Source organism: Kitasatospora sp. CB02891, from assembly GCF_002803145.1.
GTDB lineage: Bacteria > Actinomycetota > Actinomycetes > Streptomycetales > Streptomycetaceae > Kitasatospora > Kitasatospora griseola.
Genome location: NZ_NNBO01000011.1, coordinates 239,831 through 257,337, shown reverse-complemented (window position 1 = coordinate 257,337; position 17,507 = coordinate 239,831). Strand labels below are relative to the sequence as shown.

Annotated in this window: 15 protein-coding genes; 6 read left to right on the top strand and 9 right to left on the bottom strand. The window is 73.5% G+C overall.

The features are described 5' to 3' along the window. The first annotated feature begins 11 nt into the window (after nt 1–11). Nucleotides 12–959 carry a M23 family metallopeptidase gene (locus CG736_RS36460; protein WP_232734140.1) on the top strand — a complete coding sequence of 316 codons (948 nt, stop codon included), beginning with the start codon at nt 12–14 and terminating at the stop codon, nt 957–959. A gap of 43 nt (nt 960–1,002) precedes the next feature. Here CG736_RS36460 and CG736_RS38700 read toward each other — a convergent pair whose 3' ends face one another. Then, entirely contained in the window at nt 1,003–1,617 is a 615-nt protein-coding gene (locus CG736_RS38700; protein WP_100588310.1) for a TetR/AcrR family transcriptional regulator, read from the bottom strand. 210 nt (nt 1,618–1,827) lie between these two features. On the opposite strand from CG736_RS38700, the gene CG736_RS24370 reads away from it, so the two are divergent. Then, a complete protein-coding gene (locus CG736_RS24370; protein ID WP_100588309.1) occupies nt 1,828–3,453 on the top strand; it encodes an MDR family MFS transporter in 1,626 nt (541 codons plus the stop codon). A 56-nt stretch (nt 3,454–3,509) separates the two neighbouring features. Here the strand turns inward: CG736_RS24370 and CG736_RS24365 are convergent, their stop codons facing one another. Together CG736_RS24365 and CG736_RS24360 are read right to left on the bottom strand one after the other, a co-directional pair. Then, nucleotides 3,510–4,415, bottom strand: coding sequence for an A/G-specific adenine glycosylase (locus CG736_RS24365; RefSeq protein WP_100588308.1), 906 nt, complete (start codon nt 4,413–4,415; stop codon nt 3,510–3,512). A gap of 35 nt (nt 4,416–4,450) precedes the next feature. Beyond that, nucleotides 4,451–5,182: a rhomboid family intramembrane serine protease gene (locus tag CG736_RS24360; RefSeq protein WP_100588307.1), complete on the bottom strand. Its 732-nt coding sequence runs from the start codon at nt 5,180–5,182 to the stop codon at nt 4,451–4,453. 133 nt (nt 5,183–5,315) lie between these two features. Here CG736_RS24360 and CG736_RS36455 point away from each other — a divergent pair, with 133 nt between their 5' ends. Next, nucleotides 5,316–6,167 (top strand): hypothetical protein, encoded by an 852-nt coding sequence (locus tag CG736_RS36455; protein WP_157815706.1) that lies wholly within the window; start codon nt 5,316–5,318, stop codon nt 6,165–6,167. Nucleotides 6,168–6,358: 191 nt separating this feature from the next. On the opposite strand, the gene CG736_RS24345 is transcribed toward CG736_RS36455, so the two are convergent. After that, nucleotides 6,359–7,066 carry a TetR/AcrR family transcriptional regulator gene (locus CG736_RS24345; protein WP_100588305.1) on the bottom strand — a complete coding sequence of 236 codons (708 nt, stop codon included), beginning with the start codon at nt 7,064–7,066 and terminating at the stop codon, nt 6,359–6,361. Between the two features lie 114 nt (nt 7,067–7,180). Between CG736_RS24345 and CG736_RS24340 the strand changes: the two genes are divergently transcribed. Further along, a complete protein-coding gene (locus CG736_RS24340; RefSeq protein WP_100588304.1) occupies nt 7,181–7,885 on the top strand; it encodes an NAD(P)-dependent oxidoreductase in 705 nt (234 codons plus the stop codon). A gap of 60 nt (nt 7,886–7,945) precedes the next feature. On the opposite strand, the gene CG736_RS24335 is transcribed toward CG736_RS24340, so the two are convergent. Then, nucleotides 7,946–9,229, bottom strand: a complete 1,284-nt coding sequence (locus CG736_RS24335) for an MFS transporter (RefSeq protein ID WP_100588303.1) — start codon at nt 9,227–9,229, stop codon at nt 7,946–7,948. A 103-nt stretch (nt 9,230–9,332) separates the two neighbouring features. Between CG736_RS24335 and CG736_RS24330 the strand changes: the two genes are divergently transcribed. Then, nucleotides 9,333–9,935, top strand: a complete 603-nt coding sequence (locus CG736_RS24330) for a helix-turn-helix domain-containing protein (RefSeq protein WP_157815705.1) — start codon at nt 9,333–9,335, stop codon at nt 9,933–9,935. A gap of 7 nt (nt 9,936–9,942) precedes the next feature. Here CG736_RS24330 and disA read toward each other — a convergent pair whose 3' ends face one another. Both disA and radA read right to left on the bottom strand, forming a co-directional pair. Then, nucleotides 9,943–11,049: a DNA integrity scanning diadenylate cyclase DisA gene (gene disA, locus CG736_RS24325; protein WP_043914862.1), complete on the bottom strand. Its 1,107-nt coding sequence runs from the start codon at nt 11,047–11,049 to the stop codon at nt 9,943–9,945. Nucleotides 11,050–11,170: 121 nt separating this feature from the next. Continuing rightward, nucleotides 11,171–12,691 (bottom strand): DNA repair protein RadA, encoded by a 1,521-nt coding sequence (gene radA, locus CG736_RS24320; protein ID WP_100588301.1) that lies wholly within the window; start codon nt 12,689–12,691, stop codon nt 11,171–11,173. 231 nt (nt 12,692–12,922) lie between these two features. Here radA and CG736_RS24315 point away from each other — a divergent pair, with 231 nt between their 5' ends. After that, nucleotides 12,923–14,503 carry a sigma-70 family RNA polymerase sigma factor gene (locus CG736_RS24315; protein ID WP_100588300.1) on the top strand — a complete coding sequence of 527 codons (1,581 nt, stop codon included), beginning with the start codon at nt 12,923–12,925 and terminating at the stop codon, nt 14,501–14,503. 212 nt (nt 14,504–14,715) lie between these two features. Here CG736_RS24315 and CG736_RS24310 read toward each other — a convergent pair whose 3' ends face one another. Then, on the bottom strand, nt 14,716–16,047 hold the full coding sequence (locus CG736_RS24310) for a DUF1254 domain-containing protein (RefSeq protein ID WP_100588299.1): 1,332 nt from the start codon (nt 16,045–16,047) through the stop codon (nt 14,716–14,718). Nucleotides 16,048–16,069: 22 nt separating this feature from the next. After that, complete coding sequence (locus CG736_RS24305) at nt 16,070–17,365, bottom strand: DUF1254 domain-containing protein (protein WP_100588298.1); 1,296 nt, start codon at nt 17,363–17,365, stop codon at nt 16,070–16,072. Between the last annotated feature and the right edge of the window lie 142 nt (nt 17,366–17,507).

The window sequence follows — 17,507 nt, the reverse complement described above, 5'->3', positions numbered from 1 at the left end:
TACCGACTCCGATGCGTTCTTTCCCCGCCACCGGCCGCCGGATTCTCCAGGCGATCAGCACCCGCCACGTCTACACCGTCACCGGCTCCGACTCCGCCGTCGCGGCCCCGGCCCGCCGGACCCCCGCCAAGGCACTCGCCACCGGCGCCGCCGTGGTCGCCTTCGGCGCCATGCTGATCCCCGGCGGGCACGCCGTCGCCGCGCAGGCCCAGCCGGCCGCCCTGGGCGACTCCCCGTTCGCCTCCGCGGACGTCCAGCCGGGCGAGCTGCAGCTGTCCGAGCCCGAGACGCACCAGGCCGACACCACCAGCCCGCTGGCCGTGGTCGCCGCCAACCTGGAGCAGCTGACGAACCCGGTGGACGAGCACGCCGCGGACCAGCACCCGGCCGACGAGCACGCCGCCGACGAGCACCAGGCGCAGCCGCAGCAGAACGAGCAGCCGGCCGCCCCGGCCGAGCAGCCCGCCGAGCAGCCCGCCCTCACGCCCGAGCCGGCCCCCGCGCCCGCTCCCGCGCCGGAGCCCGCCCCGGCCCCCGCGCCGGTCAACCCGGACTGGTCCTCCCCCGCCCCGGGCGCGCCGATCAGCAACCCGTACCACAGGACCAACCCGTCGTACGCGGCCGGCTACCACACCGGCACCGACTTCGCGGTCTCCGTGGGCACCCCGCTGATGGCGGTCGGCAACTCGACCGTGGTGTCGTCCGGCTGGGCCGGCGCCTACGGCAACCAGGTCGTGCTGAAGCTGTCCGACGGCCGCTACGCCCAGTACGCGCACCTGTCGCAGCTGGAGGTGAAGGCCGGCCAGCACGTGAACGCGGGCGACCGGATCGGCAAGTCCGGCAACACCGGCAACTCGACCGGCCCGCACCTGCACTTCGAGATCCGCACCGCCAACCAGTACGCGAAGGTGATCGACCCGATCGGTTACCTGAAGGGCCACGGCGCGAACAACTTCTGATCCGCCGCCCCGCCCCCTCGCAGGGGACCCCGAGCCGTCCGCGTCAGTGCGCGGGCGGCTCGATGTGTGCGGCGACCTCCAGGGCGACCTCCAGGGCCGCCTCCATCGCCTCGTCCAGGCTGACGCCCGTCGCGCAGGCGACCGGTTCCCGGCCGGGCTCGCACAGGTCGGCCTTGAGCAGGAACATCGCCGAGTGCATGGAGGTCAGCGCGACGGTGGCGCGCAGCTTGTCGCGGAAGCTCGGCTCCGGCCCGTGCAGCAGGGTGATCATCTTGATCATCCGCTCCTTGAACGCCAGCCCGGCCGCGGACTCCCGCAGCGCGGGCTGGTTCTCGTGGAAGAAGCGCAGCAGCGGCGCCCGCTCGCCCATGCCGGCGGCGAACCGGCGGAGCAGTTCGTCGCGCAGTTCGGGCGACCAGTCCTTGCCCTCGCCGAACGCGATGGCGTCGTCCAGCGGGGCGGCCATCTTCTCGACGATGCCGCGGACGATGTCGTCCTTGGTCTTGAAGTGGTAGTACAGGGCGGCCTTGGTGACGCCGAGGCGGTCGGCGATCTCACGCAGCGAGGTCTTCTCGTAGCCGTGCTCGGCGAACAACTCCAGTGCCACGTCGATGATCCGCGCTCGGGTGTCGCTACGGGGGCTCTGGGGAGTGGTCATCGCTGGCGGCCTGCCTCGTTGAAGCGGTGCGGACGGGTGTCAAGGCCCGGTTCTGTTCGCATTCTCCCTGCCCAGAGGGGCTGCTTCGAAACTGGCTTGACGACCGGCTAGGTAACAACTTACCGTGCCGAACGGCAATTAACTAGCCGGTCGTCAAGTAAGTACCGTCGCGGGCAGCACCGCGGCACTGCGCCCCGGGAGAGACGCACCATGACAACCCAGCAGTCCGAGGCGGCTCCGGAGGAGCCGCCGGTCGAGCTCGGCAAGGCCGACGACGACGGATTCGAGCAGCGGCCGCACCGCGAGGTGCGCCTGGTGATGATCGGCCTGGTGATCACCATGCTGCTCGCCATGCTCGACAACCTGATCGTCGGCACCGCGATGCCCACCATCGTCGGCGAGCTGAACGGCGCCGAGCACATGTCCTGGGTGGTCACGGCCTACACCCTGGCCACCGCCGCCTCCACCCCGATCTGGGGCAAGGTCGGCGACCTCTACGGCCGCAAGGGCTCGTTCCTGGTCTCGATCGCGATCTTCCTGCTCGGCTCGGCGCTGTCCGGCATGTCGCAGTCGATGGACCAGCTGATCGCCTTCCGCGCCGTCCAGGGCCTGGGCGCCGGCGGTCTGATGGTCGGCGTGATGTCGATCATGGGCGCGCTGGTGCTGCCCCGCGACCGCGGCAAGTACCAGGGCATGTTCGCCGCCGTCATGGCGCTGGCCACCATCGGCGGCCCGCTGATCGGCGGCTTCATCACCGACCACCTGAACTGGCGCTGGACGTTCTACGTCAACCTGCCGCTGGGCGCGATCGCGCTGGCCTTCATCGTCGTGGTGCTGAAGCTGCCCAAGATCCGCTCCAACGCCAAGATCGACTACCTCGGTGCGGCGCTGCTCACCATCGGCATCGTCTCGATGGTCCTGATCACCACCTGGGGCGGCCACGAGTACGCCTGGGGCTCCAAGCAGATCCTCGGCCTGGGCGCGCTGTCCGTCGCCTCGGTGATCGGCTTCTGCTACGTCGAGCAGCGGGTCGCCGAGCCGATCATCCCGCTGGGGCTGTTCCGCAACCGGAACTTCACCATGGTCTCGATCATCGGCTTCATCGTCGGTTTCGCGATGTTCGGCGCGGTCACCTTCCTGCCCACCTACCAGCAGATCGTCCAGGGCGCCTCGGCGACCAACTCCGGTCTGCTGCTGATGCCGATGATGTTCGGCATGCTGGTGATCTCGCTGGTGGTCGGCCAGGCCATCACCAAGACCGGCAAGTACCGGATCTTCCCGATCATCGGCACCGTGGTGATGGGCGGCGGCTCGCTGCTGCTGTCCACCCTGTCCGTGGACACCTCCAGCTTCGCCTCGTCCTGCTACATGGTGGTGCTCGGCGCCGGCATGGGCTTCCTGATGCAGGTCACCATGCTGGTCGCGCAGAACAGCGTGGAGATGAAGGACATGGGCGTCGCCTCGTCCTCCGCCACCCTGTTCCGCACCATCGGCGGCTCCTTCGGCGTGGCCCTGTTCGGCACCCTGTACATCAACCAGGTCAACAAGAGCGTCGAGAAGCTCCCGCCGGAGGTCCTGCAGCACATGCAGCAGAGCGGTGGCGGCGGCGAGGGCATGTCGGCGATGAACCCGGCCACCCTGAGCAAGCTGCCGCCCGACGTGCTGAACGCCTACCAGCACGGCATCTCCAACGGCATGCACACCGTCTTCCTGTGGGGCGCGGTGATCAGCCTGGTCGCCGTCGTCGCCTCGCTGTTCCTGCGCGAGGTCAAGCTGCGCGGTGGCGCGGACGCCGCCGAGGCCAAGGCCGAGGCCGCGCTGGAAGGCGCGATCTGACGATCGCCCCCGCATGACGTGCGGCCCGGGACCGGACGGTCCCGGGCCGCTGCGCGTTACTGGGGCAGCCGGTAGGTGCCCGGTCCGACGGGTTCCACCAAGCCGTCGGCGACCAGGCCGTCCAGGGCCCGGGCGCGCTGGATCGCGTCCGGCCACACCACGTCCAGCCGGCCCTGGGTGACCAGGCCGTGGGCGTCCCGCAGCACCGCCAGCAGCTTGCCGCGGACCTGCCGGTCGGTGCCCTCGTAGGTCTGGCCGCGCCGGGCCGGGCCCTGGTACGGCGGGCAGCCGGCCCGCTGCCAGGCGCACTCGGCGAACAGCGGGCAGGCACCGCACTCGGGGCCGCGCGCGGTGCACACCAGGGCGCCCAGCTCCATCACGGCGACCGCCCAGGTCGCGGCCCGCTCGTCGCCGGCCGGCAGCAGCTCGTGCGCGGTGCGGCGCTCGGCGGCGGTGGTGGCGTTCGCCGGGTACTCGACGCCGGTGACGGCGCGGGCGAACACCCGGCGCACGTTGGTGTCCAGCACCGCGTGGCGCTGCCGGAACGCGAACGAGGCGACCGCGGCCGCCGTGTACTCGCCGACCCCCGGCAGCGCCAGCAGCGCCGCGTGGTCGTCCGGGACGACGCCGTCGTGCTGCTCGGTGATCGCGGTGGCCGCCGCGTGCAGCCGCAGCGCGCGGCGCGGGTAGCCGAGCCGGCCCCACATCCGCACCGCCTCGCCGGGTGCGTCCGCGGCCAGGGCGGCGGGGGTGGGCCAGCGCTCCAGCCAGGCCGCGTAGGCGGGCAGCACCCGCTTCACGGGCGTCTGCTGGAGCATGAACTCGCTGACCATCACCGCCCAGGGCGAGGCGTCCGGGGTCCGCCAGGGCAGATCGCGGGCGTTGGCCTCGTACCAGCCGATGACAGTGGTGTGCAGCGCCTGGACGGCGGCGGGGGCGGGAGTCGAAGCAGTGGCAACCATGGCACCCCGATCCTGCCACGAGGTGCCGTGCGGGCTTAAAGCCCCAGGTCGTCGAGCTCCTTCAGCAGGTCCGCGCGCGGGCCGGCCGACGCCCCGCCGCTGTTGCCGAGCACGGCCGGGGCCGCGGACGGCTCGGGGTCCGCGGCGGCGGTCGCCGTCCGCTTCGGGCCGCGGGTGCGGAAGATCCAGGCGCCGGCCAGGCCGCCGACCAGGCCGCCGAGGTGACCCAGCCAGGACACTCCGGGGGTGCCGGGGATCGCCGTGGTCAGCAGGTACGCGAAGGACGCGCCCATCACCAGGCCGATCAGCGAGTCGATCAGGTTGCGGTCGAACAGGCCGCGCAGCACCACGTAGCCGAAGTAGCCGAAGATCACGCCGCTGGCGCCGACCGTCACCACGTGGTCCCGCTCGAACAGCCAGACCGCCATGCCGCTGGTCACCACCAGCAGCGCCGTCAGGCCGAGGAACTTGCGCACGCCGCGGTAGGCGGCGAGGAAGCCGAACACGAACAGCGGGCCCGAATTGCCTTCCAGGTGCTGCCAGTTCAGGTGCAGGAACGGCGCGGTCAGCAGGTCCGGCAGGCTGCTCGCCTGGCGCGAGACGATGCCGTGCTGCAGGGCGAGCTGCTCGTCCGTCGCCCAGTTCGCCAGTTGCACGGCCCAGATCAGGCAGAGGAAGCCGAACATGGTGAAGAACGCCCGGCGCGCCTCGGCGATCAGCTGCGCGGGGTCGAGGGTCGCGGGAGCGGAGTCGTGCGGGGAGGCCATGAGGGCGACTATAGGGCGGCGCACCGTCGTGTCGAGTCCCTCTGACGGAGCAAATGGCGGATCATGTGAAAGAAGTGCCCCTGCTGCGGTGTTGATGCGTCAACAGATGCACAAGGTCTCGTAGAGTTTGCCCGTGCCTTCTCTGCGCCAGCCCGTCGGACCGCTGCCCGCCTCGATCTACTGGCGGCGGCGCGTCGTGGTCCTCGCCGTCCTCGCCGTCGTCCTGCTGCTGGTCGGCTGGCTCGCCTTCGGCACCGGCGGGGACGGGAAGCAGAAGAAGGCGGCCGACACCACCAATCCGCTGCCCGCGCCCGCGCAGTCCATCACGCCCGGCGCCTCCCCCAGCGGCTCCGCCATCACCAGCCGCCCCGGCGGCGGCTCGGGCTCGGGTTCCGGCGGCACGGCCGGCGACCTGAACGTGACCGGCGGCAGCGGCAGCGGTGGCGGCTCGGGCACCGGTGGCGGCTCGGGCACCGGCGGTACCGGCGGCACCGGTTCGAACGGCGGCAGCGGCGGCGGGCGCGCCGCCACGCCCGGCCCCTCGCCGGCCGTCAACACGCCCGAGGTGATGGCCCTCCCGGTCTGCGCCACCTCGCAGCTGTCGCTGGAGCTGGCCCCGGCGCAGAACTCCTTCGCCGCCAAGGACAAGCCGCGCCTCGCGCTGACCGTCCGCAACTCCTCGGGCTCCGGCTGCCGGGTCAACCTGTCGCACGAGCACTCGGCGCTGACCATCACCTCCAGCACCAACGAGCGGATCTGGTCGTCCGCCGACTGCATCCCGGAGCGGGTCGACGCCTGGGCGCAGATCGCCGGCAACAGCGGCGTCACCGAGACCTTCGGCTGGGACCGCAACCGCTCCAAGCCGCAGTGCGCCACCGCCGACCCCACGCCGGCCCAGCCCGGCAACTACCTGGTCCAGGCCGACCTGACCGGCCCGGCCGGCGGCCCGCTGTCGGCCCGCACCTCGATCCGCCTGGAGGGCTGACGCCCCGGGCGGCCGGACACGTCCCACGGCCTGTCTTCACACCGCCGCCTGCCCCACGACGCACCCCCAGGCACCCGCTCTCATCGCACCGGGCGAAGAGCCGAGGACACCCAGTGCGAGGCCTTCCACCCGGCACGCCGAGCGCACGCACCCGACGCAGCGGGGCTGCGGCGCGGGTCGGAAGACAGGCCTCAGGCCAGGCCCAGTGACCTGATCAGCTGGGCGAGTTCGACCCGGAACAGCTTGTCGGGCGAGACCGTCTGCACGCCCAGGTGGCCGTAGACCTCCAGGGCGACCAGGCCGTGCAGGTGGCCCCAGATCCGCAGGGCCAGGGCCACGCCGGCCGGGGGCAGGGCGGGGAACGCCGGGCGAACCTTGTCGAGCAGGCCGGCGTCGAAGTCGTCCCAGTCGAAGTCCGCGCCGCCGTGCGCGGGTTCGGCGTGCGCCCAGGCGGCGTCGGCGAGGGCGGCGATGCCGACGCAGACCCGGCGGGCCGCGTCGGGTGCGGCGCCGCCCCCGGGGGCCCGGTAGCCGGGGACGGGGTCGCCGTAGATCAGCCGGAAGCCTTCGGGGTTGGCCAGCGCCCAGGCCCGGAACGCGTCCGCCCAGGCCCGGATCCGGGCCGCCGGGGGTTCGGCGGCGCCGGCGGCCCAGGCGGAGTCCACGGCGTCGGCCAGCGCCGTGTAGACGTCGGCGATCAGGGCGGTGACCAGGTCGTCGCGGGTCGCGAAGTAGCCGTAGATGGCGTTCGCGGTCATGCCCATCTCGCGGGCGATGGCCCGCAGGGTGATCGCGTCGGGGCCGCCGGAGCGCATCAGGTCCAGGGCGGTGCGCTTGATCTCGGCGGTGGTCTCGGCGCGCAGTCGTTCGCGCCGTCCGGTGCTGGGGGTGGCTGCCACGGGTCGAATCTACAGCGTCACGGTCCTGATTGCCGTGCGAAAACTTCACGCCGTATAGTCACTGCATGGCGTGCAGCACCCGGCTGCCCGCAGGCATGAGACCAGGGGAGAACCATGCACATCGGCGTCATCGGAGCCACCGGCACCATCGGCAGCCGGATCGTCACCGAAGCCCTCGGCCGCGACCACCGGGTCACGGCGTTCAGCCGGGACGCGTCCGCGATCACCGACCGGCGGGAGAACCTCGACTGGGCGAGCATCGACGTCCTGGATCCGGCGAGCGTCGCCGCCGCGCTGCCGCCCGGGCTGGACGTCCTGATCAGCGGCTTCCAGCCCGGCAACGCCTCGCTCGACTTCCACGACACCGTCCGGCGTTCGATCGCCGACCCGGGCGTCTACGCGCAGGCCGCCCGCTCGCTGCTCACCGCGCTGGACGGCCGCCCGCGGGTCCGGCTGATCGTGATCGGCGGGGCCGGCAGCCTGGAGCTCGCACCGGGCGTGGTGCGCGCCGACCACGACGGGCTCCTCCACGCCGCCCTCGACGAACTCGGCCTGCCGCGCGAGTACGCCGCCGCCGTCCGCGGCCACCGGGAGGCGCTCGACGTGCTGCGCACCTCCAACCGGCTGTGGACCTACTTCAGCCCCGCCGAGCAGATCGGCCCCGGCGAGCGCACCGGCCGCTTCCGCCTCGGCGGCGACCAGCCCGTGCTGGACGCCGACGGGCTCAGCCGGATCTCCGCCGAGGACGCCGCCGTCGCCCTGGTCGACGAGGCCGAGCTGCCCCGCCACGTGCAGCGCCGCTTCACCATCGGGTACTGAAGCACCCGGCACCGGGACCTCGGGCACTGAAACCCGCGGGCGCCGTCCCGGCCCCGCGGCTCACGCCTTCGGCCAGCTCGTGCCGCGCAGCGAGCGGCCGAGGGTGAGCGGGAGCAGCCCGGCGGCGAACAGCGCGGCGAGCAGGGGCAGGACGGTGGTGGCGGGGAGGTGGTCGAGCAGCAGGCCGGCCGTCATGGTGCCGACGGGCAGGCCGGTCATCAGCAGCGTCATGGTGGCGGCGACGGCGCGGCCGCGCATCGCCTCCGGGACCTGCTGGAAGACCAGCACGTCGAGCATGACGCGCAGCGCGGGCACGCCGAGGGACATCGCGGCGAGGGCGGCGAACACCACCACGGGGCCGACGGCGAAGGCGGGGACGAGGAACAGCAGCGCGGCGCTCCAGGCGACGGCGAGCAGCAGGGGGCCGGGGGCGAGGGTGCGGTGCAGGCGGGTGACGAGGGGGGCGCCGAGCAGGCCGCCGACGGCTTCGCCGGTGAGGGCGAGGCCGGTGCCGGCCTCGGAGGTGCCGTGGTCGCGCAGCAGCACCATGACGGCCAGCAGCATCGCGGAGCCGGCCAGGTTGAGCGCGACGGTGACCAGCACGGTGGCGCGCAGCGCGGGGTCGGTGAGCAGGTACCGCAGTCCGGCGAAGACCGCGCCCTTCTCCTTCCCGCCGTCCGCCGCACCGTCCGCCGCGCCGCCTGTCGTCCCGCCCGCCGCCCCGTCCGTCGTCCCGCTGTCGAAGCGGACGGCGATCGACGCGCCGAGCGCGGCCGCGGAGGCCAGCACGGTGGCGAGGAACGGCACGGCCCGGCCGAGGCCGAGCAGCAGGCCGGCCAGCGGGGGCCCGGCCAGGGCCGCACCGTTGACCCGGAGTTCGTCCTGGGACAGCGCCTGGCGCAGCTGCTCGGGCGGGACGACGGCGCGCAGCGCGAGCATCCGGGCGGGGCCGCCGTAGGCCATGGTGGCGCCGATGGCGGCGGCGGCCAGCAGGGCGTGCGGGACAGTGAGGCGGTGGGCGAGCAGGGCGACGGCCACGCTGAGCGCGGTGAGCAGGCGGACGGCGTCGGCGACGATCAGCACCCGCCGCCTGTCGTGCCGGTCGGCGACGGCGCCGCCGTGCAGGCCGAACAGCACGGACGCGCCGAACTGGACGGCGCCGAACGCCCCGGCGAGGGTGGGCGATCCGGTCATGGCGAGCAGCAGCAGCGGGTACGCGGTGTCGGCGACGCAGGTGCCGAGCATCGCGGCCGCGGATCCCGCCCACAGCGTCTGGAACCTTCGGTTGCGGCGCAGCGGCACCGTCCCGGGCGCCACCGTCGTCGGGTTCTCGGCCACCGTCATCACTCCACCCCGTTCACACATCGGCAACCATTCACGTTGGCGTGAATAGTTGCACGGGCGCGAATGATTGCACAAGACCTGAACGCTGTGGCTGAATGTGAACGTGGTTGATCAGATGAAGGAACGCGAGGTCACCGACGTCGCGACGCTGAAAGCGCTCGCCGACCCGCTGCGCCTGGCCGTGCTCAGCGCGCTGATGAAGCGGGATCCGCAGCCGCTGTCGGTGAAGGAGATCGCGACCGAGCTCGACGAGGCGCCGACCAAGCTGTACCGGCACATCAAGCAGCTGGAGCAGACCGGGCTGGTGTACGTCGCGGAGACCCGGCTGGTCTCCGGGATCGTGGAGAGTCGCTACCGCTCCGCCCAGCAGTCACTGCGGCTGTCCCCGCAGGTCCTTGCGGAGGGCGAGCAGCCGCCGGCCGCGCTGGACACCATGCTGGCGACGATGGACCTGGTGCGGGCCGACTTCCGGCGCAACTTCCTGGCCGGCCGGATCGACCTGACCCCGGCGTCCCAGGGCAACCCGCGCCCCAACAAGTTCGCGCACACCTCGGTGCGGCTCACCCCGGAGCGGCTGCGCAAGCTGCGCTCCCGGCTGGACGAGGTGCTGGACGAGATGTTCGCGGAGGACGACTCCGCCGCGCCGGACGCCGTCGAGGTGACCCTGTTCGCGCTGATGTACGCCGTGCTGCCCGCCGACGACTGACGGGCCCTCAGACGTAGCGTTCCAGGATGGAGGACTCGGCGAGCCGGGACAGGCCCTCGCGCACCGAGCGGGCCCGGGTCTCGCCGACGCCCTCCACGGTCTGGAGGTCGTCGATGGACGCGGCCAGCAGCTTCTGCAGGCCCCCGAAGTGGTCGACCAGCCGCTCGATGACGGTGTTCGGCAGTCGCGGCACCTTGGCCAGCAGCCGGTAGCCGCGCGGGGAGACCGCGGAGTCCAGCGACTCGGGGGCGCCGGTGTAGCCGAGCGCCTTGGCGACGGTCTGCAGGTCCAGCAGCTCGGCGTGGGTCAGCGCCTCCAGGTCGTCGAGCACCTCGGCGACGGTGCGGCCCTTCTTGGCGGCCCGGTCCGGGAAGTAGTCGCGGACCACGAGTTCGCGCTCCGGCTCGACGCCGGCGATCAGCTCGTCCAGCTGGAGCGACAGCAGGCGGCCGTCGGTGCCGAGTTCCAGCACGTACCCGGCAATCTCGCCGGCGATCAACCGGACCATCTCCAGGCGCTGCACCACGGCGGAGACGTCCCGGACGGTGACCAGGTCCTCGATCTCCAGCGCCGACAGCGTGCCGGCCACCTCGTCGAGGCGCAGCTTGTAGCGCTCCAGGGTGGCCAGCGCCTGGTTGGCGCGGGACAGCACGGTGGTGGAGTCCTCCAGCACCCGGCGGGTGCCGTTCACGTACATGGCGATCAGCCGCATCGAGTGCGAGACCGCGACCACCGGGAAGCCGGTCTGCCGGTTGACCCGCTCGGCGGTGCGGTGGCGGGTGCCGGTCTCGTCGGTGGGGATGTTGGCGTCCGGCATCAGGTGCACGCCGGCCCGCAGGATCTTGGTGATGTCCTTGTCGAGGATCACCGCGCCGTCCAGCTTGCACAGCTCGCGCAGCCGGGTGGCGGTGAACTCGACGTCCAGCACGAAACCGCCGGTGCACAGCGCGTCCACGCTCTTGTCGAAGCCGAGGACGATCAGACCGCCGGTGTTGGCCCGGAGCACCCGCTCCAACCCGTCCCGCAGCGCCGTGCCCGGCGCGACCGCACTGAGGGAAGCCCGCAGCAGGGCCTCCTCGCGGGTGGACTTGTCCGCCCGGTCGATGGCTGCCACGTGACTCCTTGGGCCGACCCGGACCGTGTGGCGCGGCGCCCGACGGTCTGTCTGTTATTACTGCACTTGATGGCAATTAGCAGGTGCAGTCTAACTGCGTGCGGCAGCAACAGGACGTGGGTCAGGCCAGTTCGTCCGAGTCGAGCGGCTCCCAGCCCGCCATCAACTCGTCCGGGTACGCCGGCACCGGGGCGGCGGCGCGCTCCCGCGCGGGGGCCCGCCCGGCCGGAACGCCCTGCGGCGCGGCGTCCTGACGGGGCTTCGAACGGGCGCGGCGGCCGGGGATCGCCCGCAGCGCCTCGCCGATGTCGGACACCTCCACCACCTTCATGCCCGGCGGCACCTTGCCCGGGTCCGGTGGCACCAGGGCGTGGGTGAATCCGAGCCGGTGCGCCTCGGCGAGCCGCCGCTGCACACCCGTCACCCGGCGTACCTCGCCCGCGAGTCCGACCTCGCCGATCGCCACCAGGTTGTTCGGCAGCGGCGTGTCGGTCGAGGAGGACGCCACCGCGAGAGCGATCGCCAGGTCCGCGGACGGCTCGGTGAGCTTCACGCCGCCGACCGTGGCGGTGTAGATGTCCTGCTTGCCGAGCTTCACGCCGCCGTGCCGCTCCACCACCGCCAGGATCATCGCGATCCGCGGCGACTCCAGGCCCGAGGTGGTGCGCCGCGGCGAGGGGATCTGCGAATCGACCATCAGCGCCTGCACCTCCGCCACCAGCGGGCGCTTGCCCTCCAGGGTGACGGTCAGGCAGGTGCCGGCCACCGGCTTGTCACGGCGCGTCAGGAACAGGCCGGACGGGTCGGCGAGGCCCACGATGCCCTCGTCGTGCAGCTCGAAGCAGCCGACCTCGTCGGTCGCGCCGTAGCGGTTCTTCACGCCGCGGATCAGCCGCAGCCGGGCGTGCCGGTCGCCCTCGAAGGACAGCACCACGTCGACCAGGTGCTCCAGCAGGCGGGGGCCGGCGATCTGGCCGTCCTTGGTGACGTGGCCGACCAGCAGCGTCGCCATGCCGCGCTCCTTGGACGCCCGGATCAGCGCGCCCGCCACCTCGCGGACCTGCGCGGGGCCGCCGGGCGCGCCGTCGAGTTCGGCGGACGCGATGGTCTGCACCGAGTCCAGGATCAGCAAGCCCGGGTTGACCGCCTCGATGTGGCCGAGCACCGCGCCGAGATCCTGCTCGGCGGCCAGGTACAGGTGCTCGGAGAGCGCGTTGATCCGGTCGGCGCGCAGCCGGACCTGCCCGGCGGACTCCTCACCGGTGACGTACAGCGTGCGGTGCCGGTCGGTGGCGGCCTTCGCCGCGACGTCCAGCAGCAGGGTGGACTTGCCGACGCCCGGCTCGCCCGCCAGCAGCACCACCGCGCCCGGCACCAGGCCGCCGCCGAGCACCCGGTCCAGCTCCGGCACGCCGGTGGAACGGGCGGTGGCCACCTGGCCGTCGACCTGCGCGATCGGCTTGGCCGGCGCGGAGACCGGCCCGGCCGCCGTGGTCCGGATCGGCACCGCGCCGTACTCCTCGACCGTCCCCCACGCGTTGCACTCGGGGCAGCGGCCGACCCACTTGGGCAGCTGGTGGCCGCACTCGGTGCAGCGGTATGCCGGGCGCGGCTTGGCGGTGGTCTTGGTACGGGCAGCCATGCGCGCCACGGTAGCGCCTCGCACCGACAGTCCACGGCGGACGGCGGCCGGGGCGTCAACGGGCGAGGTCAACGCTCGGCGTCAACGGGCGACGTCAACGCTCGGCGTCAACGGGCGACGTCAACGCTCGGCGTCAACCAGGCGAACAAGGAAGCGGTGGTGTTACCCGAAAGAAGGACAAGCGGCGCAAACCCACCGGGCGGAGGGTTTGCGCTGCCTACCGTCGATGACGTGACCACCGGCCAGCTCCACCCCGTCGCCCCCTCCCCGGCCCTGCGGGCGTACGGCGCCAGCGTCGACGGGCTGTTCACCTACTGCCTGTCCGTGCTCTGCGACCACGACGCCGCCACCACCGCCGTGCTGGAGGTCCGCGACCTGGCCCGCCGCCACGGCGACCGGCTCACCGAACCCGCGCTGCTGCGCGCCTGGCTGTACGCGCTGGCCCGGCACCGCTGCCTGGCCCGGCTGAACGGCGCCGGCCCCGCCGCGTCGCTCGCGCCCGGCACCGCCCGCGAGCTCGCCTCGCTGGCCTGGCCGGAGGCGGCCGGCACCGACCCGGAGCAGCGCGAGGCGCTGGAGCTGGCGGTCCGGCACCGGCTGGACGCCGCCGAGGTCGCGGCGGTGCTCGGCCTGACCGGCGAGGCCGCCGCCGCGCTGCTGGACGCCGCGGGCGCCGAGGTCGGCCGGACCAGGACGGCGCTCCTGGTGCTCGGTGTGGGCTCCTGCCCGCAACTGGCGCAGCTCGGCGGGACGGGCGCGGAGTCCTGGCGGGGCTGGGTGCTCGGCGCGGCGCTCCGCCGGGAACTGGTCGACCACCTGGTGGAGTGCCCGACCTGCCGGGGCACCGCCGAACGAGTGGCCGGGCAGCTCGGGCAGGGCCTGGCCGGGCTGCCCGGTCTGCCGCTGCTGACGGCCCCGACCCGGCTGCGCCCGATTCCGCCGCCGGGGGGCGGCACCGCGTTCCTGTCCGGCGCGGCGGCCGGCCGGCGGGCCGCGCGGGGCCTGGCCGGCGGCGAGCCGCAGTTCGACCGGCGAGGCTTCCCCCGGCACCGGGTGGTGGTGCCGGTCCGCGGCTCGGCCGTGCGCCAGCGGGTGGTGACCACGGGTGTGCTGGCGGCGGTGCTGGCCGCGCCCGTGGTGGCGCTGTGGAGCGCGCACCAGGGCGGCGGGCCGGACGGACGCACCGCGGCGGTGTCCTCGGTGCGGGTCGACGCGCCGACGGACCAGCAGGACTCGCAGCCGCCGGCCGTGGCGCTGCCGCCCGCGGTGAGCTCCCTCCAGCTGGCGGGCGCGATCGCCGCAGAAACGTCTTTGCCGACGACGCACGGCCCGGTGCTGGCGGCCCCCTCACCCGGCCCGACCCGGCCGTCCGGCCCGCCCCCGACCGCCGAGCCCGCCCCGCCGACCGCCGCCCGGGAGCAGCTGACCGTCGAGGCCGGCGAATACGGCAGCCGCACCGTCCTCACCCTGACCAACTCCGGCGACCGCCCGCTGACCTGGCACGCCGTCCTGGACGTCGACTGGCTGCGCCTCAGCCGGGACTCCGGCACCCTCGCACCCGGCCAGCGGATCACCGTCATCGTGACGGTGGACGAGTCCCGCGCCCCGCAGTCGCGCTGGACGGCGCACCTGGCACTGGCCCCGTCCACCGCCGTGGTCACCCTGGAGGGCGGCACCGACCACCGCGGGGTGCCGACACCCGGCGGCTCCTCGTCGCCGTCGCCCCCGCCCCCGTCGCCGTCGCCGTCGTCGTCCCCGCCCCCCACGGAGAGCCCGAGCCCGTCGGCCACGCCCACCGGCACGCCGTCCTGACCGAGTGGACGGAACTGCGCGACAAGCGCAAGGCCCGTCCGCAAGGTCGCGATCAGGTGCAGGTCATTGCCCCCGTCGCGATCTCGCTGGTGGGTGCGTTCCCCCTTCGCGCGGTTCTCCCCCAGCCCCGGCGGGCCGGGAGGTACCGCCACGCGCCCCTGGTTTCGCGCCCGTCGGCTCTCGCGCCCCTGGTTTCGCGTCCGCCTGCCGGCTCAACGGGGCTTGATCGGCGGGAGCCGGTAGCTGCCGTCGAGGATCGCGTCCTGTGGCTGGTACATCCGCACCATCGGTCGGAAGCCGGACGGCGGGGTGGGCAGCCAGTTGGCGAATTCGTCGGCGTCGGTGGGCTGCCGGTGCTGGAGGTAGAGGGTGAGGGAGCCGTCGGGGGCGTGCACCAGGCCGGGGGTGCGGTCGCCGATCGAGTAGCGGTCGATGTCGTTGGGGACCAGCAGGTACTCGGGGGTGTCGTACATCGTCAGCGACCAGAACGCGCCGACCGGTGGCGGCTGTTCGAAGCGCAGCGTGTAGGCCCGGGCGCCGTCCAGCGGGTGGCCTTCGGCGTCGTGGTAGGTGGTGGCGTAGGTGGCCTCGTAGGCGTGGTTGCCCCACAGGCCGGTGCGGGCGGCGACGGCGCGGGTGAGGTAGGTGGCGCGGCGGTCGGCGACCTTCCACTGCGGTTCGTCGCGGGTGCCGGGGCCGAGGTGGTCCAGGTTGTAGTCGAACAGGTGCAGGTTGGCGGTCCATTCGCCGGTGGGCTCGACGGTGCCGACGCTCGCCGCCTCCACTCGTTCGCGGCCCGCGGCCAGGCCCTTGGCGAGTGCCTGCACCCAGTCGGCGGGCCCGTCCAGGTACGGGGAGCGGCCGCGGTCGAGCAGCCCGATCGGGGCGAAGCGGTGCTGGAACTCGACGTCGGCGGGGGCGGGCGGGAAGGCGGCCATCCACACCCGCAGCCGCTCCAGGAACCCCAGTTCCTCGGGCACGCCGTCGGCGGGCCCGGGCAGCCCGGCGAGTTTCCGGCCCGCTTCGAGCGGGGTGAGCGTCAACTTGTCCTGCAGGGCCCGCACCCGGGGCAGGTCCTCGGGTCCGGCGCAGGCGTGGCGGGCCGCGATCGCCGCGACGAGGGTCGGGGCGACGATCACCGGCACGCCCTCGGGCGGAGTGCCCCGCCAGTGCGGCGGGGCGATCAGCCAGGCCTGTTCGGCGGTGCCGGACGAACGGCGGCCCAGGTAGGCGAAGTTGTTGGTCCAGGCGTCGATGAACTGCAGCACGTAGTAGGCGCCGGCGGAGTCCGGGACGTGCAGCAGCAGCGGGCCGCCGGACAGGTCGAGCGGGGCCACCGAGTACACCGTGTCGTTGTTCACCGACACGAAGTGCGAACCGGGGCCGGCCAGTTCGGCGCCGTGCCCGAAGGCGTTCCACTCGGTCGGGGGGATCGAGCCCATGCCCCGCCGGTGGATGGTGTCCACCATGGTCAGGTCGGCGACCAGCGGGTAGCCGTACACGAAGGCCTCGGCGGCCAGCATCTCGGGCGTGGCGTCAACCATGGCGGACGTCCTTTCTGCGGGTTCAGCGGGGAGTGGGCATCGGCAGGCGCCAACTGCCGTTCAACAGCTCGGGCTCCGGCCCGTACGCGCGCACCACGACCTGGTAGGGGCCGGCCGGGGCGGGCAGCCAGTTCGCCGACTCGGCCGGGTCCGTGGGGCGTTCGTGCTGGAGGTACACGGTCAGCGAGCCGTCGGGGGCGTACACCAGGCCGGGGGTGCGGTCGCCGATCGAGAACCGGTCGATGTCGTTGGGCGCCAACTGCCGTTCCGGGAAGCGGTACATGGTCGCCGACCAGAAGTACCGGGCGGGCGGGAGCCGGCCCGGATCGAACCGCAGCACGGCCGGCAGCCGGCCGCCCGCCTCGGACTCCCAGCCGCCGTACCAGGCTTCCTCGGCGGGCAGCCCGTACAGGCCGGTGAGCGCGCCGCACGCGCGGTCCAGGTAGCGGGTGCCGAGCTGTTCGCGGGTGCCGAACAGGGCGCTCCCGGTGGCCGCGCCCGGTGCCGCCGCGGCCAGCTGCTCGCGGCCGTCGGCGATCCCCGCGAGCATCGCCCTGCGGACTTCGGCGGACAGTGCGGCGGGCTCGAAGTCGCCCGTTCCGACGCCGAGTTCGGCCAGGCGTTCGCGCAGCTCGGCGTCGGCCGGCAGGACCGGGAAGAAGCCCAGCAGGAAGTCCAGGAAGGTGAAGAACTCCAGGGTGCCGAGCACCTCCTCGCCGCGCCACACCGGCCACGCCGGCTCGGCCGCCACCGGCCGCGGGGTGCCCAGGTGCTCGCTGAGCGGCTTCAGCCGGTACCCGGCCTGCACGCGTCGCAGCTCCGGCACGTCGGCGGGCCCGGCCAGGTACGTCCGGGGGACGATGCCCGCCAGGTTGGTGTCCGTCCGCACCACCGTGTCGAAGCCGTCCGGCGGGTCCGCCCGGTGGCCGGGGCCGGCGATCAGGTGACGGCCGCCGCCGCTGCCGGTGGCCCGGGTGCCGACGAAACCCGCGTACGCGGTGTCCAGGTCGTGCACCGGCAGCACGTGGTACCGCTCGGTGGCGGGCACCTCCAGCACCCACGGCTCGGCCCGCAGGTCGAGCCACGCCCACGAGTACGGGGTGTCGTTGTTCGGCGTCACCACGTCCGTGTCGGCCGGGGTGAACGGGCGCGCGAAGTGCCGGAACACGCCGAAACCCCCGACGTACCGGGGATCCGCGTCGTCGATCGCCTGCACGTGGAGCGTCCCGTAGTTCGCCAGCATCGGGTAGCCCCGGATCCACGCCTGCGCCGCCGTCCGCCGGACCGCCGCCGGATCCCCGCTGGCCGGGCCGCCCATGCCGTCCACCCTCCTCCCCGAAAAGGGATCATTCAGACATACCGGTACACCGGGGATGCTATGCGGCCCTCCGCCCGACCGTCGCCGCGACCCTCCGACGCACCACCGGCCGACCTTTCTCCTCTGCCGACAGCGAAGAGTG